A 22,862-nucleotide genomic window follows, 5' to 3' on the forward strand; every position below is an offset into this window, starting at 1 on the left:
CCATCAAGCTGTCCGATACAACGCAGGCCTATATCGCCGGCAGCTATTACGAGGTCAAGACCTCGTTCCCGGGTACCCCGGCGCAGATCCAGGCGAGCACGCCGAACAACACCAATGCGATCGCCCTGCCGGCGACGCTGCCGGACGGTTCGCTCAATCCGAACAATCCGTTCGCGGCCCAGGGTAGCGCGGCACTGATCAATTACTCGTTCCCCAGTGCCCTGGCCAGCGGCCAGACCGACAACCACAACCTCCGCCTGGTCGGCGGTCTCACCGGGCAATGGGGTGAGTGGAGCTACGACACGGCCCTGGTGCTCAACCATGATTCGCTGGATACGCGCCTGGACGGTCTGCTCAACTATGGGCAGCTGATTTCGGCGATTACCAATGGCACGTATAACTTCGTCAATCCGTCCGCGAACTCGCGCGAGCTGCTCGACGCACTCTCGCCCACGTTGCGGAAAACGTCGACCAGCGACCTGCAATCGCTCGACTTCCACGTCACGCGTCCGCTGATGGATCTGGGTGGCGGCTCGCTCGGTCTCGCCACTGGCGTCGACGTGCGCCACGAGCAACAGAACGATCCGGACCTCAATGCAAACCTGCAGGCGCAGGGGCTGGGTGTCGCGCGCACGAGCGGCCAGCGCACCGTGGGTGGCGTCTACGTCGAACTGGATGCGCCATTTACCGAGTCCTTCGAGGTGGATGCGTCCAGCCGCTTCGACCACTACTCGGACTTCGGCAACAACTTCTCGCCGAAGATCGGCTTCAAGTGGAAGCCTTTCGAGGAACTGGCCGTGCGCGGCACGTTCTCCAAGGGGTACCGTGCGCCGGGCTTCTCCGAGAGCGGAAACAGCCAGAGCGAGGGCTTTGCGACGTTTACGCCGCCAGCGGACTTCCAGGACGCGCATAACAACAGCGGCTACGTTCAGCCTTATCCGTTGGCCTTCCTGACCACGTCCAATCCGAAGATCCAGCCGGAGCGTTCGAAGAGCTACACCCTCGGCCTGTTGTTCCAGCCGACACAGGACCTCAGCGCGTCGCTGGATTTCTACCGGATCAAGAAGACCGGCGTGATCGCGCAACAGGATCCCAACGCCGTGCTCGATGCGTACTTTGCGGGCCAGCCGTTGCCGGCCGGCTCGGCGATCATCGCGGACGGTCCGGACCCGGCGGCGCCCGGTGCGCTTCCACGGCCTCTCGTCGTGGCGGCACCGTGGGTGAACCAGAACTCCCTGAAAACCCAGGGCGTCGACCTCAATCTCAAGGCCGGCTACAGCTTCAACGAGAACACGCGCTTCACCAGCGAGATCAACCTGACCAAGATCATCAGCTGGAAGCTGACGCTGGAGGACGGCACCACGCTCGATTTCGTCGGCACGCATGGTCCCTACGGCGTGTCGTCGGGCGCAGGTACGCCGCGCTACCGTGGTTCGTGGGCGAACAGCATCACGTTCGGCAAGGCGACGATCACCGGTACGCTGTACTACACGAGCGGCCTCAAACTGACCGCACCCGACGTGACGGACGGCTGCTTCTCGACCAATACGGATACGGGTGAGAACTTCCCGGCGAACTGCCGGATGGCGTCGTTCACGGACTTCGACCTGACCGGTCGCTACGACCTTACGGACAAGATAGCGATCACGGGTTCGGTCATGAACGCGTTCGACAAGAAGGCGCCGTTTGACCCGCTGAACTACGCGGCACTGAACTACAACCCGACCTATGCGCAGAATGGCGTCGTCGGGCGGTTCTTTACGGTCGGTGTTCGGGTGAAGCTGTAACGATCAGCCGCGCAGGGATGCTTCCTGGAGCACATCCACGCCATCCGCACGGATGGCGATGGATCCCTCGCTTCGCAACCTCGCCAGCATCCGGGTCACCGTGGCCGCACTCATGCCAAGGTACGAACCGATATCGTCGCGCGACATCGGCAACGGGATGAAGCCGCTGCCGACGCCTTCCACGCGGCGACGGCGATCAAGTAGCTCGAGCAGGAACGACTTCACGCGCTCGGCGGCGGACCCGTCGGTCGCGCGGCGGGTGAACGCGCGCTCGCGCCGGCGTAGTGCGCGTAGATGGGCGGCGATCGCTTCACTGTGTTCGCACAGTGCGTCGGTGGCGGTGCGGGGAAATCGGCAGAACCATGTTTTGCCGACGGCCACCACCGATGCGCTGTGCGTCTGGGTATGAGGTACGTCGAGGGCGAAGAGTTCGCCCGGCAGGTGAAAGGCGAGGACGCGCCCTTCGCCGACGGTTTTTGCCAGGCCGCTGAGGACGGCGAACGCGGCGCGGTGAGGTGCATCGGGCTGGACCAGTCGATCGCCTTCGGAGAACGGGCCGACACGCTCGACCACCTCGCGCATGTCGAGCAGGGCCGGATCACCACCATGGGTCGCTTCGCAGACGGCAGCGTGGCGGCAGGACGCATTGCAGCAGATGGACGGCCGTCGCGCGGCGGTGAACGGGCTGGCAAGGGCTGATGCAGTCGACACGGGTAACCTCCGGCACTCAGGGAGCGCGCCTGCATTTTAGGCCGCGTCACCGGCCTCGGCGGGTGAGGTCATCGCGCTGCGCCGTTTTGCCGCATGGGCCCAGCCCATTGACCTTGCCGTGGTTTTGCCTTAGTAAGAGCGACGGGGGAACACCAAAAGGGGGCCGTCAAGGCCATGGCACGTCGAGTTACGCAAGTCAGCACACCCGCCGTCGAAGACACCGATAGCAACGCCGCACCCTGGCCCGATGGCTTCATGCCCGGCACGGTGGCGCCGTTCGTCATGCGTTATGGCGTCGATTTCCTGGTCGCCATGCAGCGCGCCGCTTCGTCGCATGACGCCGCAGTAGCGTCGCCGGGTGAAGTCGAGCCCGCCTAACGTTCCGCGCCGTGCGAACGCGGCGCCCGTGCGCCGTCGTCAGGCGTATCGCCTGCGGGGCCGCCTTTCATGATCCCGCCCACGACGACGATGGCGATCATCGCCACGATGAGGGCGAGCAGGGCGTAGTAACGGGTTCGATTCATGGCCTCAGTCTCCGTGGGCATGGATCAACGAAATGAAAGGCTGACGTTACGTCGTCGTCCCGCCGAGCAGGTCGGCAACGGCGTCGATCAGCGCATGGACGGAGAACGGCTTGCTCAGCATGGCGGTTCCTTCCGGTAACGTCGGCGAATCCGCAAACGCGTCCCAGGCGTACCCGGTGACGAAAAGGACGGGAAGGGTCCGCAAGCTTTCGCGAACGGCAAGCGCGAGCTGGTGGCCGTCCATGCCAGGCAGGCCGATATCGGTCACCAAAAGGTCGGGCGGTGGACCAGCGTCGATCAGGCGGAGCGCTTCCTGGCCGTCGGCGCAATCGCGCACCTGGTAGCCGGCTTCTTCGAGCACTTCCCGCGCAATCGCGCGCAGCATCTCTTCGTCTTCGACCAGCAGCACGCGCTGGCCCCGGCCGCGCACCATGGCGGCGTCCACATGGGCGTGGGAGGCGGTGTTCTCGCTGACATGGCGCGGCAACCAGAGGCTCACCGTGCTGCCGCGACCCGGTGTCGATTCGATGATGGCGCGCCCCCCGGTCTGTCGTGCGAAGCCGTCCACCATCGACAGGCCGAGCCCCGTCCCCTGTCCGATCGCCTTGGTCGTAAAGAACGGATCGAAGGCCTTCTCGACCACGCTCGAGGACATGCCGGTACCCGTATCGGTGACCGCGATTACGACGTAATCGCGGCGCCCCCTGCCGATGTCGGTATCGGAAACGTTGCGCGTCTGGATGGTCAGTCGCCCGCCTGTCGGCATCGCGTCACGTGCGTTGATCGCAAGATTGAGCACGGCGCTCTCGAGCTGGCTGGCGTCGGACAGGGTGCGCCACAAGTCGTCGTGCATACGCAGTTCGAGCGTCACCTGCTCGCCGATGAGAGGGCGCAGCAGAAGGTTGAGCTCCCTGACGAGGGCATTGGCATCCACGTCGGACAAGGAAAGGGCCTGCTGGCGAGCGTAGGCGAGCAGTCGGTGGGTCAGGCCGGCGGCGCGCTTCACCGCGCCTCCCGCAGCGTCCAGGAGCCGTCGCGTGCCATCGGTGCGGCCGCTGTCCAGCCGCTCGGCGACGACCTCGATCGCGCCGCCGATCCCGCCGAGAATATTGTTGAAATCGTGTGCGATGCCGCCTGTGAGGCGACCCAGCGCCTCCAGCTTCTGGGCGTGGCGTTGTTGCTCGTCGATATCGCGCCGACGCTGGGTGTCGCGGCCCATGCCGTAGACCACGTCGCCGTCCGGAACGCAGGTCCATGCGAACCATCGGTAATTGCCATCTTTGCCGCGCAGGCGTAACTCGAGATCTTCGACGACATCGCCGTCGATCATCTGGCTGACGGCATCGCGTGCACGGTCCAGGTCGTCGGAGTGGACCAGTCGCTCGAAGTCGAGGCCCACCAGTTCGGCGTCGTCGTAACCGAGCTCGCTTTGCCAGGCGGGATTGGTGTCGCGGTAACGGCCGTCGCGACCGAGCACGACGTACAGGTCGCGCGAGATCGCCCAGATCTTTTCGCGGCCGCCGGTCATCGCCGACTCAGGGCTTGAAGGCGTCGACGCGGCCCGCCACCTGGCGACCGCGTTGCCACACCGCATCGATCGTCGTGGTCGCTTCGATGTTGGAAGAGGGGTCTTTGTCGAGCACGATGAAGTCGGCGCGTTTGCCGTTGGCGAGAACGCCACGGTCGTCGAGACTGAGCAGTTGCGCGGCGCTCTGCGTCGCGATATGGATGGCCTGCAGCGGGGTCAGGCCGGCATCGACCATGAGCGCGAGTTCGCGATGCTCGGCAAAGCCGGGAATGCGCAAGGGCATGGCCCCCGCGTCCGTACCGAAACCTATCTTCACGCCGGCGTCGTAGAGCGTCTTGAGGTTCTTCAGGTTTACCTGCAAGGCCTCTTCATTGACCGGTGTCGAGCCATCGTTGTTCACCTTGTCGCGCCAGGCACCGTCGGCAAACTGTCGGGCGAGATCGGGCTGCACCGCATGCTGAAAGAACGGCTGGTCCATCCAGCCGGGGTGGCGCGCGTAGACGAACGCCGCTTCATTGAGGTCGAGCGTGGCGATGTACCACGTGCCGTGCTGCTTCATCGCGTCGATGAATCCCGGGTCCACGGGCTTGTCGCGAACGCCATGGGCGAGGATGTCCACCCCCGCATCGACCAGCTGGCGCGCATCGTCCAGGTAGTAGACGTGCGCGGCGACGCGAAGGTGCTTCGCATGGGCTTCGTCGATCACGGCGTGCCAGATCTCCGGCTTCATCTTGACGGGCAGGCTGCCGTTGAAATCGTCCAGCCAGATCTTGACGAGGTCCGTCCCACGCGCTGCGGCTGCGTCCACGTCGGCGCGGGCTTCCTCCACCGTGCCGGGCCGGTCGAGCTGGTCCGGTCCTGCCTGCATCATCTTGGCCGGCGGTGCGCCGTTGGGTACGCCGATCCCGCGGTCGGCGCCGAACAGATCGGCCCCGTCTGCCTTGCCGGCATGGAGGTCGGCACGCAGGGGATAGAAGACGTCGGGATTGTTCACGCCCAGCGAGGTCACGGTGGTGACACCGTAGGCCCGCCACTGGCGTAGCTGGCGCAGGCTGTTGTCGCGCGTGTAGAGCGTGGGCAGGCCGCTCTTCGTGCCATCGACCGAACCAATGTGCCCGTGGTCGGACACCAGCCCGGGAATGATGGTCTTGCCCGTGTAGTCGATGACCTGGGTGCCTGCCGGCATCTTGGCGCGAAGCCCTGGCCCCATGAGCGAAATGTGGTCGCCGTCGATCACCATGGTGACGTCCTCGCGCGGCGGAGCGCCCGTGCCGTCGATGACGCGTGCCCCGCGGATCACGACGGCGGCGTTGGCGTAGCCGGCGGCTCCGGCCAGGGCGAGAGCGAGCAGGGTGGGGCGCAGCAGGGTCATGAGACGTCCTTCCAGATGATGGCTCGTCACGAATAATGCACGAGTTGCGAAGACCGCGTCGTTGCGAAATCCGTCGTGGCGCGGTTGTCACATGCGGTGCACGTCGAGCAGCCGAATCTCCGTACCCAATCCACCCCCGGAGCATCGTGCAATGGAAGAGAAAAACATCACCCCTATCGCGGACAAGCAGCGTGGCGGCATCGGTTACATCCTTCTTTGGGTGCTGGGCGTGCCGATTCCCGTCCTTATCCTGATCTTCCTCGTGCGCGGTTGCACCTGATCCACGAAGGCGTGCCCCGCGCCATTCGGGCACGTCCTGTCGTATAAGCTTCCGTGATCCATTGCGGAAGTGCCCATGTCCCGATCAAGCTTGCCGCGCAGCCCAGGTATCGACACGCTGCGCGGGATCAGTATCGTCCTCGTCGTGATCCACCACCTGGGTCTGCGGCTTCCGTTACATAAGACGGATGCCGCGGCCTGGGCGCCGGTGTTCGTCCTGAAGGGCCTGATCTTCAACGGCTACGAAGCCGTCTTCCTGTTCTTCGTCATATCCGGCTTCCTGATCACCCGTCACACGCTGGAACGCGACGGCGGCCTCGGGACCATCGACTGGCGCGACTTCTACACTCGCCGCGTAGCGCGCATCGCGCCCTGTCTCCTCGGCATCATCGCGCTCCTGCTCGCCTGCCACGTGTCAGGCGTGCCCAACTACGTGATCGATGCGACCCGGCAATCGCCGGCCGGTGCCACCTTGTCCGCCTTGACCTTTACCTTGAATGTCTACGAGGGAAGAACCGGTTGGTTGCCTGGCGGCTGGGATGTCCTGTGGTCGCTCTCGATCGAAGAAGTTTTCTATCTCGGCTTCCCGCTGATCTGTCTGGGCCTGGGCAGGACCCGGTGGCTCGCGCCGTTGTTGCTCTTGCTGGTGATCTCGGTGCCCTTTACCCGCGCGGCCATCGTGGGTAACGAAATCTGGCAGGAAAAAGCCTATCTGCCGGGGATGGGGGCCATCGCGGCTGGCGTGCTCGCCGCACTGTTCGTCGCGCGTCGCGGAGTGCTTTCGCCGACGACCCGTCGCTATCTTGCTGGCGTCGGCGTGCTAGCACTCATCCTGGTGATGTTCTCGGGAGGCTGGCTGTGGCATGCGGTCCACGAGGGGTATCTCCTCGTGCTGATCGGTGCGGCGGTGTGCCTGGTACTCGCTTCACCCGAAGGCGGGCGTGCTCTGCCCGGTACGGCCTGGCTGCGGTCGATGGGGCGGGCGAGCTACGAAATCTACCTGACGCACATGTTCGTCGTGTTCTCACTGGTGGGCGTGGCCAGGATGACCGGGACCGACACGGCGACGGGATGGATCTGGTACCTGCCCGCGATCGGCCTGTGCTGGCTGCTCGGCTGGCTCGTGTCGCATTACCTGTCGGACCCGACCAATCGCGTCCTTCGCCGTCGCATGCTCAGGCCTGCTCGCGTGGCCGCGACGGTGTGACCTCGTCGGCGAAGCTTTCCGCGTGCTCGGCGGGCCTGATTTTCGCGCCGCGTGCCACGGCGAGGCCGCGTGTGAGTTCGGCGCCGAGCAGGACGATGATCGAGGCGTAGTACACCCACGTCAGCAGGACGACGATGGCGCCGGCCGGACCATACGCACCGCCGACGGATGCGTGCTCGATATAGAGGCCGATGACGAACTTGCCTGCGGCGAACAGGACCGCCGTGAGGATGCCTCCGCGTGTCGCGTCTTTCCACGCGATCTGCGCATCGGGAAGCACGCGGTACATGGCACCGAAGGCGACGGCGAAAACGACGAAGGAGATGATCGCCTCGGTGAGTTGCCACGCCGTGGTATCGCCCGGAATCATAGCCTTGATCAGGCCGTTGATGACGAACGAGATGATCAGCAGGAAGGCGATGCCGACGAGCAGCCCGAAAGCACGGGCGCGCGTACGCAGCCAGCCGACCACGGCTTCGCCCGGTTTGGCCCGCAGTTTCCACACCCGGTTGAGGGTCGACTGGAGTTGGGTGAATACGGCAGACGCGCTGAACAGCGTGATGATCAGGCCGATCAGGCCGACCACGTTACCCAGGTGGGGGCGTTGCTGGGCGTTGTCGATAACGAGCTTGACGGCTCCGGCGCCCTGGGCGCCAATGACGCTGGTCAGGCTATCGACCAGGTCGTTCTGCCATTCCGGCCGGAGCGCTGCCAATACCCACAAAAGGAGCACCAGCAGGGGTGCGAAGGACAGGGCTGAGTAAAACGAAAGCGCCGCGGCCCGGGTCATCAACTCGTCGTCCGTAAAGCCGTCGATCGCAGTGCGGACGGACTTGGTCGCGAGATCGAACCAGCGGCGCAGGGACATGGTCAGGGGGCGCGGGAGCCCGTGGTGGGCCCCCGCGCAGCCAGATCAATGACGACGATCGGCATCACGTGCCTTGTCCGCTGCCTTGCCCACTTCCTTCTGGACCTTGCCGGCATTTTTTTCGATGTTGCCGGCGGCTTCCTTGGCGTGATTGCCCGTGACCTTGCCCACGACTTCCTTCACGGCGCCCTTGACTTCGTGTTTCGTGCCTTCGGTACGATTCTTGTCCATGTTGGAGTTCCTCTAGCAGACTCTGCGCGATTCGCAGCGGGATCGATCTAAGCGGTTACGGCATTACAGACGCGTGAAACGTTCGTGCGCTCGCATTCACTCGTTCAAGGTGGCGCGGGATAGTTCGACGCCTTCAGGATCTTCGCCAGGTGTGCCGCGTTGGTGGTAAGTATGGCGATGGTGCTGGCGACCTTCTCAGGCGTCTTTTTCAAGTCGATGTAGTCGGTATCGCTCATCGCTTCGCCCACCCAGTAGGCCGAACTTCCCGCAGGAATGGTGAAGCCGACGTCCGCGAGCGCCTGGTACAGCTCGGCGGTCACATGGTGAGCCCCATCCTCGTTGCCCACCACGCCGACGATGGCGACCTTGCCGAACGTGGGGTAGCGCCCATCGTCGCCGATGTCGCCGAGGATCGCGTCCATGCGCTCGAGCACGCGCTTTGACACGCTGGATGGCTGCCCCATCCAGATCGGCGTCGCGACCACGAGGATGTCGGCTGCCATCATCCGCTTGCGTAGCGCGGGCCAGTCATCACCAGAACCCTCGTCGTGCTTCACGCCGGGCTTGATGTTCAGGTCTACGACGCGCGCGTCATCGGTCTCGACGCCGTGTTTGCTCAGGCCGTCCAGTAATTGATCCAGCAGCTTCTGAGTCGACGAAGGTTTGGGCGACGGCGACAGCGTACAGTTCAATCCCAGTGCTTTCAGCGACATGGTGGTCTCTCCGATGGAAAGATCACACCGTGAGGCCACGTACGTGCAATGCGCGTCGTCTTCAGGTGCATACGACGCGGCGGTCTTTGGTTAGCATGACGCCCATGTTTTCCTTACCTAAGACGGCGACCGCGCCGTTCTGTCCCTCCGAAGTCGCCGGCTCGATCGTGGTCCCGGCGGAACTGCCGTGGTGGAAGAAGGCCGCGCGTTTTGCCGGACCGGGTCTGCTCGTGTCCGTTGGCTACATGGACCCGGGTAACTGGGCGACGGACATCGAGGCCGGCTCGCGTTTCGGCTACCGGCTCCTCTTCGTCGTCCTGCTGTCCAGCCTCGCGGCCATCCTCTTGCAGTGCCTGGCGGCGCGGCTCGGCATCGCCACGCGCAAGGATCTCGCGCGGTTGTCCAGCGAGCGTTATCCGAAGGTCGTGGGGCGGGTGCAGTGGGTGCTTGCGGAGATATCGATCATTTCCTGCGACCTGGCCGAAGTGCTGGGCAGCGCACTGGCCTTCAAGCTGCTGTTCAACGTGTCCCTGCCTGTCGGCGTGGCGTTGACGGCGCTGGACACCTTCATCGTGCTCGGCCTGCAAGGGCAGGGGTTTCGTCGGGTCGAGGCGATCATCCTGGGGCTGGTCGGCACCATCGGCGTCTGCTTCGTGGTTCAGTTGTTCCTGCTCGGACCGGACTGGGCCGCCGTGGCGGCGGGCTTCGTTCCGTCTCTGCATGCCTTGTCGTCGCGCGAGCCACTGTACCTGGCCATCGGCATCCTCGGCGCGACGATCATGCCGCATAACCTTTACCTGCACTCGTCGATCGTGCAGACACGCGCCGTATCCGGTGACGAGGGCAAGCGCGCTGCGATCAGGTTGACGCGGGTCGACACGATCGCCTCGCTGGGTCTGGCGCTACTCATCAATGCATCGATCCTCATCGTGGCGGCTTCCGCCTTCCACCGCACGGGGCGCACCGACGTGGCGGATATCTCCGATGCATATCAGCTGCTGGCGCCGATCGCCGGAAGCACCGTCGCCGCCATGGCCTTCGCGATCGGTCTGTTCGCCTCCGGGCAGAGTTCGACCTTCACCGGCACCATCGCCGGTCAGGTAATCATGGACGGGTTCCTGCAGATGAAGCTTCCCTGCTGGCAGCGGCGGCTGATCACGCGAGGGCTGGCCATCATCCCGGCCTTTATTGGCGTCGTGACGATGGGCGATCGTGCGATCGGTGCCTTGCTCGTGGCCAGCCAGGTGGTCCTGAGCCTGCAATTGCCCTTCGCGATGTATCCGTTGATCCGCTTCACCGACGATCGCCGTCTGATGGGCGTGTTCGCCAATAGCCGCCTCGTATCGTGCTCGGCATGGTTTCTCTTCCTGGTGATTTCGGCGGCCAATCTATGGCTGGTTGCCCAGGTGTTCGATCTGGCGTGACGTCGGGCTGACATATGCATCACATGGCGGCCGGCAGTCTCGGCACCCGACGACATTCACCGGACCTGACCCGATGCAAAGCCCCGCCGTTCCGGAAACGCCAGGCACCTCGCCCGTCATCCCGGAAGAAAAGCCGAACGCCCCCAAGCCGGAAACCCCGGGCACCGATCCCACGCGAGATCGCCCACAGGAGCGTCCGCCGCATCCCGACGATCCCGAAGACGATGGCGTCCCCAAGCCGTCGGCGCCTGAGGCGCTGGATATTCGCATCCCCTGATAAGAAGGAAGGCGCAGCGAACGGCGAGCAGCCGTTCGGCCGCCGCGAGAAAGGCGGCGCACACCAGGGGTGCTACGGGAAGGGAAGCCGCCGCCAGGAAGGCGGCGCGGACCAGGGCAAGGAAGGCATCCTGATCGTCATGGGGTCCGCATGCTGCGGGCCCGTCGATCAGAGAGCGTCGCCGCTCAGACGGCTGGCGACTTCGCCAAGCCAGTCGTAACCGTCCATTTCGCCGCCGAACAGGTCCATGCCGGCCGTGTCGGCGGCGAGGTAGCCATTCGAGAATTCGAAGGTCGAGATACCGTAATCGTTGCGAAGCTCATTCATATCGTCTCTCCCAGTCTTTAACGGGACCGGTAATCCATCGTCTGACGCCGCGCCGCCGGTCTCTGGCGTGGCGTGGACCTTGCGCTGCTGCAGGCCGGTAGTAGGGCGCTGAGCGACTGGTCCGTTTCGTTTGGTGAACAATAGGTTCGTTAGTCTTTCGTCACGCCCTGTCCGGGCCCAATTTCTGTACTAACCAGTTTCCTACGCAGCCCTTTCTATGGGCGCCCTCTGGCTTTACAAGGGCTTTCAAGCGTTAAAAGCTTGGACAGCGGGTGTAAGCAAAAGKTTCAAAAAAAATACATCCGGGCGGTTGCGGCGGTGTTACCGGATTCTTGCGGCGGCCTTTCGTTCGCCGTTTGCGCCCGATCTGTTAACCCAAGTTTAACTCAAGGGGCATCGACTCGCCACGTAGGGCATGAGCATCCGTTCAGCTAGAATCGACCTTCCCCCCCGGCCCCAAGCCGGTTTGACCGCATTTGTACGAGGAGTTCCACCATGAAGTCTCGCGCCGCCGTTGCCTGGGAGGCAGGAAAGCCGCTCTCCATCGAAGAAATCGATGTTCAGGGTCCGAAGGCAGGCGAAGTCCTCGTGCGCATCGTGGCTACCGGTGTGTGCCACACCGACGCCTACACGTTGTCGGGCGATGACCCAGAGGGTGCCTTCCCGGTGATCCTCGGCCATGAAGGCGGTGGCATCGTGGAGGAAGTCGGGGAGGGCGTGACCTCGCTCAAGCCCGGCGACCACGTCATTCCGCTCTATACGCCCGAATGCGGCGAGTGCAAGTTCTGCCTGTCGGGCAAGACGAATCTCTGCCAGAAGATCCGCCTCACGCAGGGCAAGGGCCTGATGCCGGACGGCACCTCGCGTTTCTCGCTCGGCGGCAAGCCCTTGCTTCACTACATGGGCACGAGCACCTTCAGCGAGTACACGGTGCTGCCGGAGATCTCCCTGGCGAAGATCAACAAGGAAGCGCCGTTGGAAAAGGTGTGCCTCCTGGGCTGCGGGATCACCACCGGCATTGGCGCGGTGCTGAACACCGCCAAGGTGGAGCCGGGTTCGACCGTGGCGGTCTTCGGTATGGGTGGCATTGGCCTGTCGGTCGTGCAGGGCGCGGTGATGGCGAAGGCCTCGCGCATCATCGTGGTCGATACCAATCCGTCGAAGTTCGAGATGGCGAGGATGCTGGGCGCCACTGACTGCATCAATCCGCGCGACTACCCGGATACCCCGATTCAGCAGGTCATCGTCGATCTGACCGACGGCGGCGTCGACTATTCGTTCGAGTGCATCGGCAGCGTCGATGTGATGCGCGCCGCGCTCGAGTGCTGCCACAAGGGCTGGGGCGAGTCGATCATCATCGGCGTCGCCGGTGCCGGTCAGGAGATCCGCACACGCCCGTTCCAGCTGGTGACGGGGCGCGTATGGCGCGGTTCCGCGTTCGGCGGTGTGAAGGGGCGCAGCCAGTTGCCCGGCTATGTCGATCGTTACATGGGCGGTGAGATCAAGATCGACCCGATGATCACGTATACGATGGGGCTGGAAGACATCAATCGCGCCTTCGACCTCATGCACGAGGGCAAGGCCATTCGCTCCGTCATTATTTATTGAGCTTGCCGATGAATGCATCGATCGACCTGATCCGCCGCTACCACGAGGCGTTCAACCGCGCCGACTGGCCAGGCATGCTGGCCTTGTTGGACGAGAACGTCATTCATGATCTCAACCAGAGCGGTCGTGAAGTCGGGCGGGAGCGCTTCGCGGCCTTCCTCCAGCGCACGACCGTGAGCTATGTCGAGCAGTTGAAGAACGTGGTCGTCATGGCGAACGAAACCGGCAGCCGGGGTGCGGCGGAATACATGATCCACGGCGTGTACAAAGCCACCGACGAAGGACTACCCCTGGCTCAGGGGCAGTCGTATGCCCTGGCCGGAGGCGCCTTCTTCGAGATCGCCGACGGCAGGATCCTGCGGGTCAGCAACTACTACAACCTCGAAGACTGGCTTTCCCAGATCCGTCGGATCGATGTCGACTGAGCCTTGAACGGGCAGGCAACGGGCCGCAGGTCTTCTTCGACCCGTTGCCCTCTCAAGGTTGAGCATGCCCTGGACGAACCCGTACTTCGATCGTTCGAAGGAACACCATACGCCGGAAGGATTCCGTAACCTTGAACCGGAAACACGGCCACCCGGTGGCCTGAAACGCTGGCGCAAGGAGCGCAAGGAGCAGCAGCTCCCGCGTCCCCCCGAGGCTGGCTACGAGGCGTTTGCCCGCCGTTGGTGGCAGGCCGCGGATGTCAGTGGTAATCAGGATGCGGCGTGGTGGCTCGGCCACGCGACCGTCCTGGTCCGACACCAGGGTCTTACCGTCCTCACCGATCCCGTGCTGGGGCAACGTGCCTCGCCGCTCTCGTTCGCCGGCCCGGCGCGCCGCACGATGACTCCCGTCGACGTGGCTGGCCTGCCGGCCATCGATGTGGTGGTGATTTCGCACAACCACTACGACCATCTCGACAGCGCGACCGTGCATGCGCTCGCCCGGCGATTTCCCCAGGTCGTTTTCCTCGTGCCTCTCGGCTTGAAGCGGTGGTTCGACAAGGCCGGTATCGGCAATGTGCGTGAGCTGGACTGGTGGGCGAGCACCGAAGTGCGAGGTGCCATGTTCACCTTCGTGCCGGCACGGCACTGGAGTGCGAGGACGCTGTGGGACCGTAACCGATCGCTCTGGGGCGGCTGGGTCATGGACCATCAGGGCTTTCGTTTCTGGTTCGCGGGCGATACAGGCTATTCGGACAAGCTTGCCGAGATCGGCCGCCGGGCAGGTCCGATCGATCTGGCTGCCATTCCCATCGGGGCCTACGCGCCTCGCTGGTTCATGCAAGGTCAGCATGTCGACCCCGCACAGGCGGTGCAACTGCACCGGGAGGTCGGCTGCAAGCGCTCCATCGCCATTCATTGGGGGGTGTTCGAACTGGCCGACGACCAACTGGACGAGCCACCCCGGTTGCTCGGCGAGGCCCTGGCCGGAGCGGGCCTGACGGAGGACGATTTCATGCTCCTCAACATCGGCGGCCGAATTGCGCTCTAATGGTGGACCCGATCAACCGAAAGCCGCCCATCATGTCGTTTCATGAATTCCGCCTCGAAGGCGACTACGTCGAACTCAACCTGCTGCTGAAGCTTGCCGGCCTCGCCGGAAGCGGTGGCGAAGGCAAGCGTTTCGTCGCCGATGGCCTGGTGACGGTCGACGGTGTCGTCGAGTTGCGTAAGACGCACAAGGTCCGCGCTGGCCAGTTGGTCAAGTTTGGCGATGAAGAAATCAGCGTGTTGCCCGAAGAGGATTGAGCGTCGGATCCGCGCATTAAAAAACCCGGCGCCTCGCGGCGCCGGGTTTTTTCGTTCATGCGCCTGGCATTACATGCCCGACGAGGACGACTTGGCCGGAGCCGCGGTGTCGCCCGTGGCCGCCTTCTTGTGCGCCTTCTTGTGGGTCGACTTCATGCTGCCATCGGACTTCATGGCGCCGTCCGACTTCATGGCGTCACCGGACTTCATCGAGCTGTCCGAGGACGTGGCCGACGTGTCGGAGGTACCCGACTTCATCGCATCGCTGCTCGTCTGCGTGGGCGTGGCACTCTTGTCGGCTTTCTGGGCGGCATCCTGCGCGAAGGCCGCGCCGCTCATGACGGTACAACCAGCCAGCATCGCGAGGATCAGTTTCGTGTTGCGCATGACGTAGCTCCTGGAACTTGTGGCGCCGATAGGAACATTGCGATACCCGGCGCGTAGGCATCGCTCACCGGTGACCCGGACTGAGTGCGTGGTGCAGAAGCTATCCCTTTTTCGATGAACGTTGCTCTTGCAACGCAGCATTTCCTAGGCGTTCGTTCAGGTGAAAATTAGCGTCCGTTAAGTGACGGCGCGGGATGCGTCATGTGAGCGCGACGCCCGTCAATGAAAGTCGCGCGAGACCGAGCCCAAAGCCGGAAGCAGGTCACTGAAATCGTGAAGACGATTCGCTATCAGATGGCGCACGCCGTCGATCGACTGCCACTGCCCGTCGACGGCGAGGAGCACCGCATCGAGCAGCGCCTGGCGGAAGGCTTCGGCCACCTTGGGCCGCACGATCACGTTGACCTGGCCGGTCTCGTCTTCCAGCGTGACGAAGGTGATGCCGCTGGCGGTCTGGGGACGCTGGCGCACCGTGACCAGGCCGGCGTGGCGAAGCCAGGCCCCGTTGCGCGTGGTTTCAAGCTCACTGGCGCGCCGCACGCGCCGGGACTGCAAATTCTTGCGAATCAGGCCGAGCGGATGCGCGGTAAGAGAGAGTCCCTGGGTGGCGTAGTCGGCGAAGACATTTTCCGCGAGCGTAGGCGGTCGCAGGGTGGGGCGTTCCTCGGCGACGTTGTCGAGCAAGGGTAACGTGCGTTCGATGCCGGAACTCTCCCAGCGTGCCCGATGGCGATGACCGCTGAGAACGCGCAGGGCGCCCGCGTCGGCCAGGCGTTCGCGCTCGAAGCGGTTCATTCCCGCGCGATGGGCGAGATCGGCCAGGTCGCGGAAGGGAGCGGCCGTGCGTGCGTTAGCGATCCGCGCACCGAGATCGGCGGAGAGACCACCGATAAGACGCAGTCCCAGGCGCAGGGCGAAGGGCTGGGTCTTCATCGCACCGGCTTTCCCTGGCAGGGGCTCCAGCGTGCAATCCCAGTCGCTGCGGGTGACATCCGGTGGACGTACTTCCACGCCATGCCGACGCAGGTCGGCGACCAGTTGCGCCGGCGCGTAGAAACCCATGGGCTGGCTGTTGAGCAGTGCGCAGGTGAAGATGGCCGGATGGTGGCATTTCATGAAAGATGAGGCATAGGCGATCAGGGCGAAGCCGGCCGCATGCGATTCGGGAAAACCGTAACTACCGAAGCCCTTGATCTGGTCGATGATCTGCTGGGTGAATTCGGGCGAGTACCGGTTCTTCGCCATGTTGCGACGAATCTTCGGTTCGAATTTCTCCAGGCCGCCCCGACGCTTCCACGCCGCCATGGATCGGCGTAGTTCGTCCGATTCGCCGGCCGTGAATTTCGCGACGACCTGCAGGAGTGCCATGACCTGCTCCTGGAAGATCGGCACACCGAGCGTGCGCTCCAGCACGGGTCGTACGTTATGTTCGTAGACGATCTCGTCGGCGCGAAGCTTTCGCCGCTGCAGGTAGGGATGGACCATGCCGCCCTGGATGGGGCCGGGCCGGACGATCGCCACCTGGATGACCAGGTCGTAATAGCACGTCGGTTTCAGCCGCGGCAGCATGGACATCTGCGCGCGCGATTCGATCTGGAAAACACCGACGGTGTCGGCTTTCTGGATCATGTCGTAAGTAGCGTCGTCCTTCATGGGGATATCGGCGAGACGGCGGTAATCCTCACCACCATGAAGGCGTAGAAGGTCGATCGCCTTGCGCATGCAGGTGAGCATGCCCAGCGCCAGGCAGTCGACCTTGAGCAGCTTCATCGTTTCCAGRTCGTCCTTGTCCCACTGGATGATCGTGCGATCGTCCATCGCTGCGTTCTCGACGGGCACGAGGTAATGCAGTGGCGTATCGGAAATGACGAAGCCACCCACGTGCTGCGAGAGGTGCCGGGGCATGCCGTTGAGTTCCTCCACCAGCACGACCAGCTGGCGGATGGTCCGGCTGGTGATGTCGAAGCCGCGCTCCTGCAGGCGAACGGTGATCGGCACGTCGCCATGGGCATGCGAGTAGGCGTGACTGAGCTGATCGAGCTGGTCTTCGGACAGCCCGAGCGCGCGCCCGACGTCGCGGGCGGCGCTTTTGCGCCGGTAGCTGATCACGGTGGCGGCGAGCGCGGCGCGTTCGCGCCCATATTTGTTGAAGACGTACTGCAGCACTTCCTCGCGGCGTTCGTGCTCGAAGTCGACATCGATATCCGGCGGTTCGTCGCGTTCGATGGAAATGAAACGCTCGAACAGGGTGGAGGTCTGCGCCGGATTGACCTCGGTGATGCCCAGGCAGAAGCAGACCACGGAGTTCGCGGCCGAGCCGCGACCCTGGCAGAGGATGTCGCGCGAGCGGGCGAACCGCACGATGTCCTGCACGGTGAGGAAGAAGGCTTCGTACTCCATCTTGCCGACGAGCGTCAGCTCTGTCTCGATGCGCTCGACCAGCTTTTCGGGGATGCCTTCGGGCCAGCGCGTGGCGGCGCCGGCATAGGTGAGCTGGCGCAGGTAGGCCGGCGCGTCCATGCCTTCGGGCACCAGTTCACGGGGATAGACGTAGTTGATCTTGCGGATGTCGAAACCGGTACACCGCGCTGCCACGACGAGCGTCTCGTCGATGAGGTCGAGGGGATAGATGCGCGCAAGGGCTTCGCGTCGACGCAGATGGCGCTCGCCATTGGGAAACAAGGCATGACCTGCCTCGGCAACGGGGCGATTGAGGCGGATCGCTGTCATCACGTCCTGCAGGACACGTCGCCGGCGCAGGTGCATGTGGACATCGCCGGCGGCGACACAAGGCAGTGCATGACGTGCACCGAGTTCGCGCAGGGCGGCCAGTTCGACCTCGTCGTGCTGGCTGCGATGCAGTTCCACGGCAAGCCACGCGCGGCCACTGAAGTGGGTCGCCACCCAGTGTGCGCGGTCGTCGTGCAGGGAAGCATCGGTGGCGGCCAGGGGGCCGGGGATCCATAGCACGCAGAGACCTTCGGCCAAAGACTCGAAGTCCGTGCGATGCGCTTCATAGCGGCCCTTGGGGGCACGCCGCCGGGCCAGGGTGATGAGCCGGCATAGTTCGGTGTAGCCCGCCTGGTTCTCCACCAGCAACACCAGGACGGTCCCATCTTCAAGGCGGAACTCGCTGCCCACGATCAGGGGCAGGCTGGTTTCCAGCGACGCCTCCAGGGCACGCACGATGCCGGAAAGGGAGCACTCGTCGGTGATGGCCAGCGCGTCGTACCCGATGTCCTTCGCACGTTCGAACAGTTCGCGCGCGTTGGACGCGCCACGCTGGAAACTGAAGTCACTCAGTGCATGCAGTTCGGCATAGGCGGGGACAAGGGCATCCCCATCGTTGGCGGGAGGCGGCAGTTCGAAGGGAAGCATGGGAGCTCAGGCGAACCAGCCGTGCAGCATCCAGCCGTCGAGGGTGCCGGGTGGCAGGTAGGCCCACGCTTGCTGTCCCTGCGCCGTGCGCACGATGTAGTAATCGCGACGTGCATCGGCACCGTCCCACCAGCCGCTTTCGATGCGTTCGGGACCGGCGAGGACGGCGACCGGATCCGGCCGCATCGGCATGGGACGAGGCAGCAACCAGAGTGGCCGGCGCCGACGTGGCAAGGAAACGACAGGGCCGGGCGTGCCATAGCGCATGGCGCGCTCGGGTCGATGGTCGGCCACCAGGGCAATCTGCCGCAACGCGGCGTCGCCCAGGCGCGCACGCAGTCGTTCGTCCAGGGTGGGCCAGTCGAGACCATCACCACGAACGGGCTCGAACAGGTCGCGCAGGGGCGGCCGGAAGACCGGTAACTCGTCGGCGACGAGTTCGATCGCCCGCGCCGGCGACGGTAACGTAGCCCGTTCGAGGCGGGTGCGTGCCAGTTCGAAAAGGCGCTCGGCTTCGCGCTGGGGCGCTGCCATGGCGACGACGATACGGGTGCTCTCGCCGCGGGCGTGTTCGAGCGTCAGGGTGAAACGCTGCACGCCGCCGTCGCGTGCCGCAAGCAGGTTGGCCAGTTCGCGGGTCAGGCGACGCAAGGGGAACAGCAAGGGCTGGCTGCCATCGAGCTCGCTGTCGAACTCGATTTTCTGCTGGAAATTCGCCGGTGGCTGCCAGGCGGGCAGGGCATGCGCGGACTGACCACGAATGCGATCGAGCCAGGCGACGCCGTCGCGGCCGATGCGCCGGGTCAATTCGGGACGGGGCAGGCGGAAGATGTCTTCCAGGCGGCGGAAGCCCATCGCATGCAACGACTTCACCATGCTGGCGGAAAGACCACTTTGGCCCAGTGGCAAGATGGCCAGCATGCGCAGCACGCCTTCGCGTTCCGGCAGCACCATGCCATCCGCGCTCGCGGCAAAGATCCACGAGGCGGAAGCGAACGGCGTGGCCGCGATAGTGTGTGGATGGCCCTGTTCGAGCAGACCGCTACGCAGGCGTTCGGCGAGTACCGGCCACCCATCGAACAGGCGCAGGCTGGCTCCCACTTCCATCAGGATGGCCTGCGGCGGCGCGAGGCTCACATGCCCGCTGAATTGGTAGCACCAGGCAGCGATACCGGCGAGCAGGCGGGTTTCCGCATCACGGTCACGTGGGCGTACGTCGAGGGCCGGGCATAGCGCCCGCGCGGCGGCGACGCTCTGCCCGCGGCGTACGCCCAGGCTCGCGGCTTCTTCATTGGCGGCGGCGATCAGGCGCTGGCGCGCGTGGCCGTCGAGGAGAGCGGAGGGGCCTGCCTCCGGTGTCGCGGCGAAGGCGGCGGAGAACGCCAGGCCGGGAAAACGGAGGCAGGCCCAAAGCATGGCTGCGTAAGAGGGGCGACGACGGAGCGTCCGTCACGACGGCGTGTGGAACGCGGCGTCATGACGGGATCCATCAGGCCCGCATGCGCAGCAGCGGAGCGGTGGTAGTCAGCATACCGCGCGACTTGAGGACATCCACATAGGTGGCCTCGTCACTGTTGCTGACCTTGAGACGGAGCGCCGCCGGGCTGTTCTGCTCGGCATGCGTGGCCGGCCGGAAAATCATGGCGCAGGCGTCGCCGGTTTCGGCGGCCAGCTGGAGGCGTCGCAGGCTGCGGTAATCGATGTCCGGCAGCCAGCCGACCACGGCGCCGCAGCAACCCGAGCGCAGGCACTGTTCCATGCTCCATGCGGCCTCGGTGCTGCCCGCATGGATTTCATGCAGGAAGCGCAGGTCGACACCGGCGGCGGCAAGCGCGGGGGCATACGGCAGATAAGGCGGCGCCACGAAGATCACCCGGCGGTGTTCCTGGGTCAGTGCGGCGAGCGCCGGCATGACCAGGTCCAGTTCGCCCAGGCCGTCGTGCTCGAACAGGATTTCGCTGAGCGCGCCCTGCGGCCAGCCGCCGCCGGGCAGTTTCGCATCGAGCGAGGTCCAGCCCGTGGACAGCGCGCGGACACGCGGCTGACGATCGGCGGAACGCCGCCAGATACCGGGATGGTCGAGCACCTGAGCGAGATTCGGGGAAGCGATGGCGTTCATGGTCAGGTCCTGCGGATGATGCCGACGTAACGCCCTTCGATGGCGAACGCGTGGCGACGGGGGTCGACTTCGATCGGCTCGAAGTCGGGATTTTCAGGCAGTAACAGGAGGCGGTTGCGGTCGTGCTTGAGGCGTTTCACGGTGACTTCGTCGTCCAGCCGCGCGACGACGATCTGGCCGTCGGTGGCGACAGCCGTCTTGTGCACGGCGAGCAGGTCGCCATCCAGGATGCCGGCATCACGCATGCTCAGGCCGACGACTCGCAGGAGGTAATCGGCGCGAGGGCGGAACAGCGCGGGGTCGACTTCCAGTTGCGATTCGATGTTTTCCTCGGCGAGGATGGGCGAGCCGGCGGCGACGCGGCCGATCAGCGGCAGCTCGTTGGCGGCAGGGCCACGGAGGTTCGATGCCAGGCCGGCGGGTAGGCGCAGGCCGCGGTGCTGCGGGGAGCGCTCCAGCACGCCCTTGCGGACCAGGGACTCGACGCAGGCCTGTGCCGAGCTGTGGCTGGAAAAGCCCAGGGCATCGGCGATCTCGCGCAGTGTCGGCGGAAGCCCTTGCGTCTGCAGGTATTCCTGCAGGAAGGAAAGGGTCTTTTGCTGACGCTCGGTAAGGGTAGGTGTCGACATGCGTACATTTGTACACATGCCGGGGGAGCGGTGCAAGGGGGAGCTTCGATTACGGGATGCCTCAAGGGCATGTCGCCCTATCTCAGTCCGGTTTCCCCCTACGCGAAGTCGAGGGCAAGGGGGACTAGAGGTAGCGTGTCATTAGGCCAACCATGGACAAACCTTCGGAATAAGCCGTCTGAGCGGCCCAGAGATTGCCATGAGCGCTGCCTTTACCTCCGGTGCGATATCTACCCCTCAGTCCGCTGGATGCAGGCAGCTTGCATGCAACCCCTCGCCAACGCAGGATGCCGCCATGGAACATAGACTTACCCAGCTGGAAGTCACCACCCAGCATATCCAGGATGATCTCCGCGGCTTGCGTACCGAGGTGCGTGATTTCAAAGGAGGGATGCGCGACTTCCAAAAGGAAGTCCGTTCCGAATTCCGCGACGTCCGCTATCAGGCCCGCACGGATTTCCGCCTCCTGTTCGGCGCGCTCATCACCGTCGCCGTGGGTATGGCTGCCCTGATGGCCAAGGGTTTCCACTGGGTCTAGCGTCGTCTTTGGACTGATCCGACACCATTCGTGCATTTCTTGTTGCACGTTTATGCATGTTTACGTACATTGATGCGCATTCCTTGTTCCCGGAATCTGCATGAATCCCGTACGCGCTACCCGTTTGATCTTTCTGCTTTCAGGTATAGGCATGGCCAGCTGGGCACCGATGGTGCCTTACGCCAAGGCGCGCCTGGCCCTCGATGACGCGACGCTAGGCCTCGTGCTGCTGTGCATGGGTTTCGGCGCGGTGATCGCCATGCCCCTGGCGGGTTTCCTTAGCCATCGCTTCGGCCACCGCGACGTGATCGGCGTGAGTGGCTTGCTGGTTTGCCTGGCCTTGCCGTTGCTGACCCTTGCACCGAGCGTCTGGTGGCTGGGCGCGGCCTTGCTGTTCTTCGGCGCCTCGCTGGGCGTGGTCGACGTGGCGATGAATGCACACGCGGTCGATGTCGAGAAGCAGCAGGGCAGGCCGATGATGTCCGGCTTCCACGGCTTGTTCAGCGTGGGCGGACTGGCCGGTTCGGCTGGCATGGCGGCCCTTTTGCACACAGGGGCGCCTCTGACGGGGAGCGCGATCGCGGTATCGATCCTGTTGCTGGTCATCGTCGCCACGCAGTGGCGGCACTTCCTCGTCCGTCACGATGACGGCTCCGGTGAGCCGCACGCACCGTTCCGACTGCCAGGCGCTGCCGTCTTCCTTCTCGGTTTCCTGTGCATGGTGGTGTTCCTGGCCGAGGGCGCCATGCTCGACTGGAGCGCGGTGTTCCTGCGCTTCTCGCGCGGTTTCGAGCCGTCGGTCGCCGGCCTGGGCTACGCGGCGTTCTCGGTGGCCATGGCCGTGGGACGCCTGCTTGGCGACCGCATCACTGCCGCCTTTGGCCCGGTCAACATCGTTCGTTTCGGTAGCCTGATCGCCGCTGCTGGCTTTTTCCTCGCTACGGTGCTGCCTTGGGGGCCTGTCGCCCTGCTTGGTTTCGCCATGGTTGGCATCGGTGCCTCGAACATCGTGCCCGTGCTGTTCAGTGCCGCCGGCCGGCTGCCCCGGACATCGCCCAGCATCGCCATCGCCACGGTGACCTCGCTGGGTTACGCCGGCATGCTCGCCGGGCCGGCAGTCATCGGGTTCGTCGCCAAGGCAAGCACGCTGTCGGTTGCTCTGGCCGGCGTCGCGGGCCTGCTCATCGTGGTATCCCTCTGCGCATCCATTGCGCGCCGTTGA

The 22,862-nt window shown here is 64.5% G+C and carries 25 protein-coding genes; 12 read left to right on the forward strand and 13 right to left on the reverse strand.

What is annotated here, in order from left to right:
• On the forward strand, positions 1-1,787 hold a 1,787-nt coding region (locus AC1DYM_RS11415), incomplete at its 5' end, for a TonB-dependent receptor domain-containing protein (RefSeq protein WP_477338340.1).
• 3 nt (positions 1,788-1,790) lie between these two features.
• Here the strand turns inward: AC1DYM_RS11415 and AC1DYM_RS11420 are convergent.
• Positions 1,791-2,498 (reverse strand): Crp/Fnr family transcriptional regulator, encoded by a 708-nt coding sequence (locus AC1DYM_RS11420; protein WP_477338342.1) that lies wholly within the window; start codon positions 2,496-2,498, stop codon positions 1,791-1,793.
• A 174-nt stretch (positions 2,499-2,672) separates the two neighbouring features.
• Here AC1DYM_RS11420 and AC1DYM_RS11425 point away from each other — a divergent pair, with 174 nt between their 5' ends.
• On the forward strand, positions 2,673-2,876 hold the full coding sequence (locus tag AC1DYM_RS11425; RefSeq protein WP_477338344.1) for a hypothetical protein: 204 nt from the start codon (positions 2,673-2,675) through the stop codon (positions 2,874-2,876).
• Here AC1DYM_RS11425 and AC1DYM_RS11430 read toward each other — a convergent pair.
• From AC1DYM_RS11430 to AC1DYM_RS11440, 3 genes are read right to left on the reverse strand one after another with little or no spacing between them, the layout of a single operon-like run.
• Positions 2,873-3,022: a hypothetical protein gene (locus AC1DYM_RS11430; protein WP_477338346.1), complete on the reverse strand. Its 150-nt coding sequence runs from the start codon at positions 3,020-3,022 to the stop codon at positions 2,873-2,875. The two genes, AC1DYM_RS11425 and AC1DYM_RS11430, sit on opposite strands and share 4 nt — an antisense overlap.
• Before the next feature lie 46 nt (positions 3,023-3,068).
• On the reverse strand, positions 3,069-4,550 hold the full coding sequence (locus tag AC1DYM_RS11435) for an ATP-binding protein (protein ID WP_477338348.1): 1,482 nt from the start codon (positions 4,548-4,550) through the stop codon (positions 3,069-3,071).
• Positions 4,551-4,557: 7 nt separating this feature from the next.
• Positions 4,558-5,922 carry an amidohydrolase family protein gene (locus AC1DYM_RS11440; protein WP_477338350.1) on the reverse strand — a complete coding sequence of 455 codons (1,365 nt, stop codon included), beginning with the start codon at positions 5,920-5,922 and terminating at the stop codon, positions 4,558-4,560.
• 151 nt (positions 5,923-6,073) lie between these two features.
• Between AC1DYM_RS11440 and AC1DYM_RS11445 the strand changes: the two genes are divergently transcribed.
• Both AC1DYM_RS11445 and AC1DYM_RS11450 read left to right on the forward strand, forming a co-directional pair.
• Positions 6,074-6,202: a hypothetical protein gene (locus AC1DYM_RS11445; RefSeq protein ID WP_477338352.1), complete on the forward strand. Its 129-nt coding sequence runs from the start codon at positions 6,074-6,076 to the stop codon at positions 6,200-6,202.
• 75 nt (positions 6,203-6,277) lie between these two features.
• A complete protein-coding gene (locus tag AC1DYM_RS11450; protein ID WP_477338354.1) occupies positions 6,278-7,408 on the forward strand; it encodes an acyltransferase family protein in 1,131 nt (376 codons plus the stop codon).
• On the opposite strand, the gene AC1DYM_RS11455 is transcribed toward AC1DYM_RS11450, so the two are convergent.
• From AC1DYM_RS11455 to AC1DYM_RS11465, 3 genes are all read right to left on the reverse strand, one after another.
• Positions 7,377-8,276 (reverse strand): YihY/virulence factor BrkB family protein, encoded by a 900-nt coding sequence (locus tag AC1DYM_RS11455; RefSeq protein WP_477338356.1) that lies wholly within the window; start codon positions 8,274-8,276, stop codon positions 7,377-7,379. The two genes, AC1DYM_RS11450 and AC1DYM_RS11455, sit on opposite strands and share 32 nt — an antisense overlap.
• Positions 8,277-8,321: 45 nt before the next feature.
• Entirely contained in the window at positions 8,322-8,507 is a 186-nt protein-coding gene (locus tag AC1DYM_RS11460; protein WP_477338358.1) for a CsbD family protein, read from the reverse strand.
• A gap of 104 nt (positions 8,508-8,611) precedes the next feature.
• Positions 8,612-9,220 carry a flavodoxin family protein gene (locus AC1DYM_RS11465; RefSeq protein WP_477338360.1) on the reverse strand — a complete coding sequence of 203 codons (609 nt, stop codon included), beginning with the start codon at positions 9,218-9,220 and terminating at the stop codon, positions 8,612-8,614.
• 104 nt (positions 9,221-9,324) lie between these two features.
• Between AC1DYM_RS11465 and AC1DYM_RS11470 the strand changes: the two genes are divergently transcribed.
• Positions 9,325-10,644, forward strand: a complete 1,320-nt coding sequence (locus tag AC1DYM_RS11470) for an Nramp family divalent metal transporter (RefSeq protein ID WP_477338362.1) — start codon at positions 9,325-9,327, stop codon at positions 10,642-10,644.
• A gap of 73 nt (positions 10,645-10,717) precedes the next feature.
• Positions 10,718-10,921 (forward strand): hypothetical protein, encoded by a 204-nt coding sequence (locus tag AC1DYM_RS11475; protein ID WP_477338364.1) that lies wholly within the window; start codon positions 10,718-10,720, stop codon positions 10,919-10,921.
• A gap of 168 nt (positions 10,922-11,089) precedes the next feature.
• On the opposite strand, the gene AC1DYM_RS11480 is transcribed toward AC1DYM_RS11475, so the two are convergent.
• Positions 11,090-11,248 (reverse strand): hypothetical protein, encoded by a 159-nt coding sequence (locus AC1DYM_RS11480; RefSeq protein ID WP_154670752.1) that lies wholly within the window; start codon positions 11,246-11,248, stop codon positions 11,090-11,092.
• Positions 11,249-11,743: 495 nt separating this feature from the next.
• Here AC1DYM_RS11480 and AC1DYM_RS11485 point away from each other — a divergent pair, with 495 nt between their 5' ends.
• The 4 genes from AC1DYM_RS11485 to AC1DYM_RS11500 all read left to right on the forward strand — a co-directional run bounded on the left by AC1DYM_RS11485 (position 11,744) and on the right by AC1DYM_RS11500 (position 14,589).
• On the forward strand, positions 11,744-12,856 hold the full coding sequence (locus AC1DYM_RS11485) for an S-(hydroxymethyl)glutathione dehydrogenase/class III alcohol dehydrogenase (RefSeq protein ID WP_477338366.1): 1,113 nt from the start codon (positions 11,744-11,746) through the stop codon (positions 12,854-12,856).
• Positions 12,857-12,864: 8 nt separating this feature from the next.
• Positions 12,865-13,281 (forward strand): ketosteroid isomerase-related protein, encoded by a 417-nt coding sequence (locus AC1DYM_RS11490; protein WP_477338368.1) that lies wholly within the window; start codon positions 12,865-12,867, stop codon positions 13,279-13,281.
• 64 nt (positions 13,282-13,345) lie between these two features.
• The gene (locus tag AC1DYM_RS11495) at positions 13,346-14,332 is read left to right on the forward strand and encodes an MBL fold metallo-hydrolase (protein ID WP_477338370.1); all 987 of its coding nucleotides are present in this window, start codon (positions 13,346-13,348) and stop codon (positions 14,330-14,332) included.
• Between the two features lie 32 nt (positions 14,333-14,364).
• On the forward strand, positions 14,365-14,589 hold the full coding sequence (locus AC1DYM_RS11500; RefSeq protein WP_046966834.1) for an RNA-binding S4 domain-containing protein: 225 nt from the start codon (positions 14,365-14,367) through the stop codon (positions 14,587-14,589).
• Positions 14,590-14,658: 69 nt separating this feature from the next.
• Here AC1DYM_RS11500 and AC1DYM_RS11505 read toward each other — a convergent pair whose 3' ends face one another.
• The 5 genes from AC1DYM_RS11505 to lexA form a co-directional block, all read right to left on the reverse strand.
• Positions 14,659-14,976, reverse strand: coding sequence for a hypothetical protein (locus AC1DYM_RS11505; protein WP_046966770.1), 318 nt, complete (start codon positions 14,974-14,976; stop codon positions 14,659-14,661).
• A gap of 219 nt (positions 14,977-15,195) precedes the next feature.
• A complete protein-coding gene (locus AC1DYM_RS11510; RefSeq protein WP_477338373.1) occupies positions 15,196-18,354 on the reverse strand; it encodes an error-prone DNA polymerase in 3,159 nt (1,052 codons plus the stop codon).
• Positions 18,355-18,360: 6 nt separating this feature from the next.
• Entirely contained in the window at positions 18,361-19,770 is a 1,410-nt protein-coding gene (locus tag AC1DYM_RS11515) for a Y-family DNA polymerase (protein ID WP_477338375.1), read from the reverse strand.
• Positions 19,771-19,843: 73 nt separating this feature from the next.
• On the reverse strand, positions 19,844-20,473 hold the full coding sequence (gene imuA / locus AC1DYM_RS11520) for a translesion DNA synthesis-associated protein ImuA (protein WP_477338377.1): 630 nt from the start codon (positions 20,471-20,473) through the stop codon (positions 19,844-19,846).
• 2 nt (positions 20,474-20,475) lie between these two features.
• The gene (lexA, locus tag AC1DYM_RS11525) at positions 20,476-21,102 is read right to left on the reverse strand and encodes a transcriptional repressor LexA (RefSeq protein ID WP_477338379.1); all 627 of its coding nucleotides are present in this window, start codon (positions 21,100-21,102) and stop codon (positions 20,476-20,478) included.
• Between the two features lie 295 nt (positions 21,103-21,397).
• Here lexA and AC1DYM_RS11530 point away from each other — a divergent pair, with 295 nt between their 5' ends.
• Positions 21,398-21,640 carry a hypothetical protein gene (locus AC1DYM_RS11530; protein ID WP_477338381.1) on the forward strand — a complete coding sequence of 81 codons (243 nt, stop codon included), beginning with the start codon at positions 21,398-21,400 and terminating at the stop codon, positions 21,638-21,640.
• A gap of 100 nt (positions 21,641-21,740) precedes the next feature.
• Complete coding sequence (locus AC1DYM_RS11535; protein WP_477338383.1) at positions 21,741-22,862, forward strand: MFS transporter; 1,122 nt, start codon at positions 21,741-21,743, stop codon at positions 22,860-22,862.

Source organism: Luteibacter sp. P1_D3, assembly GCF_056406135.1.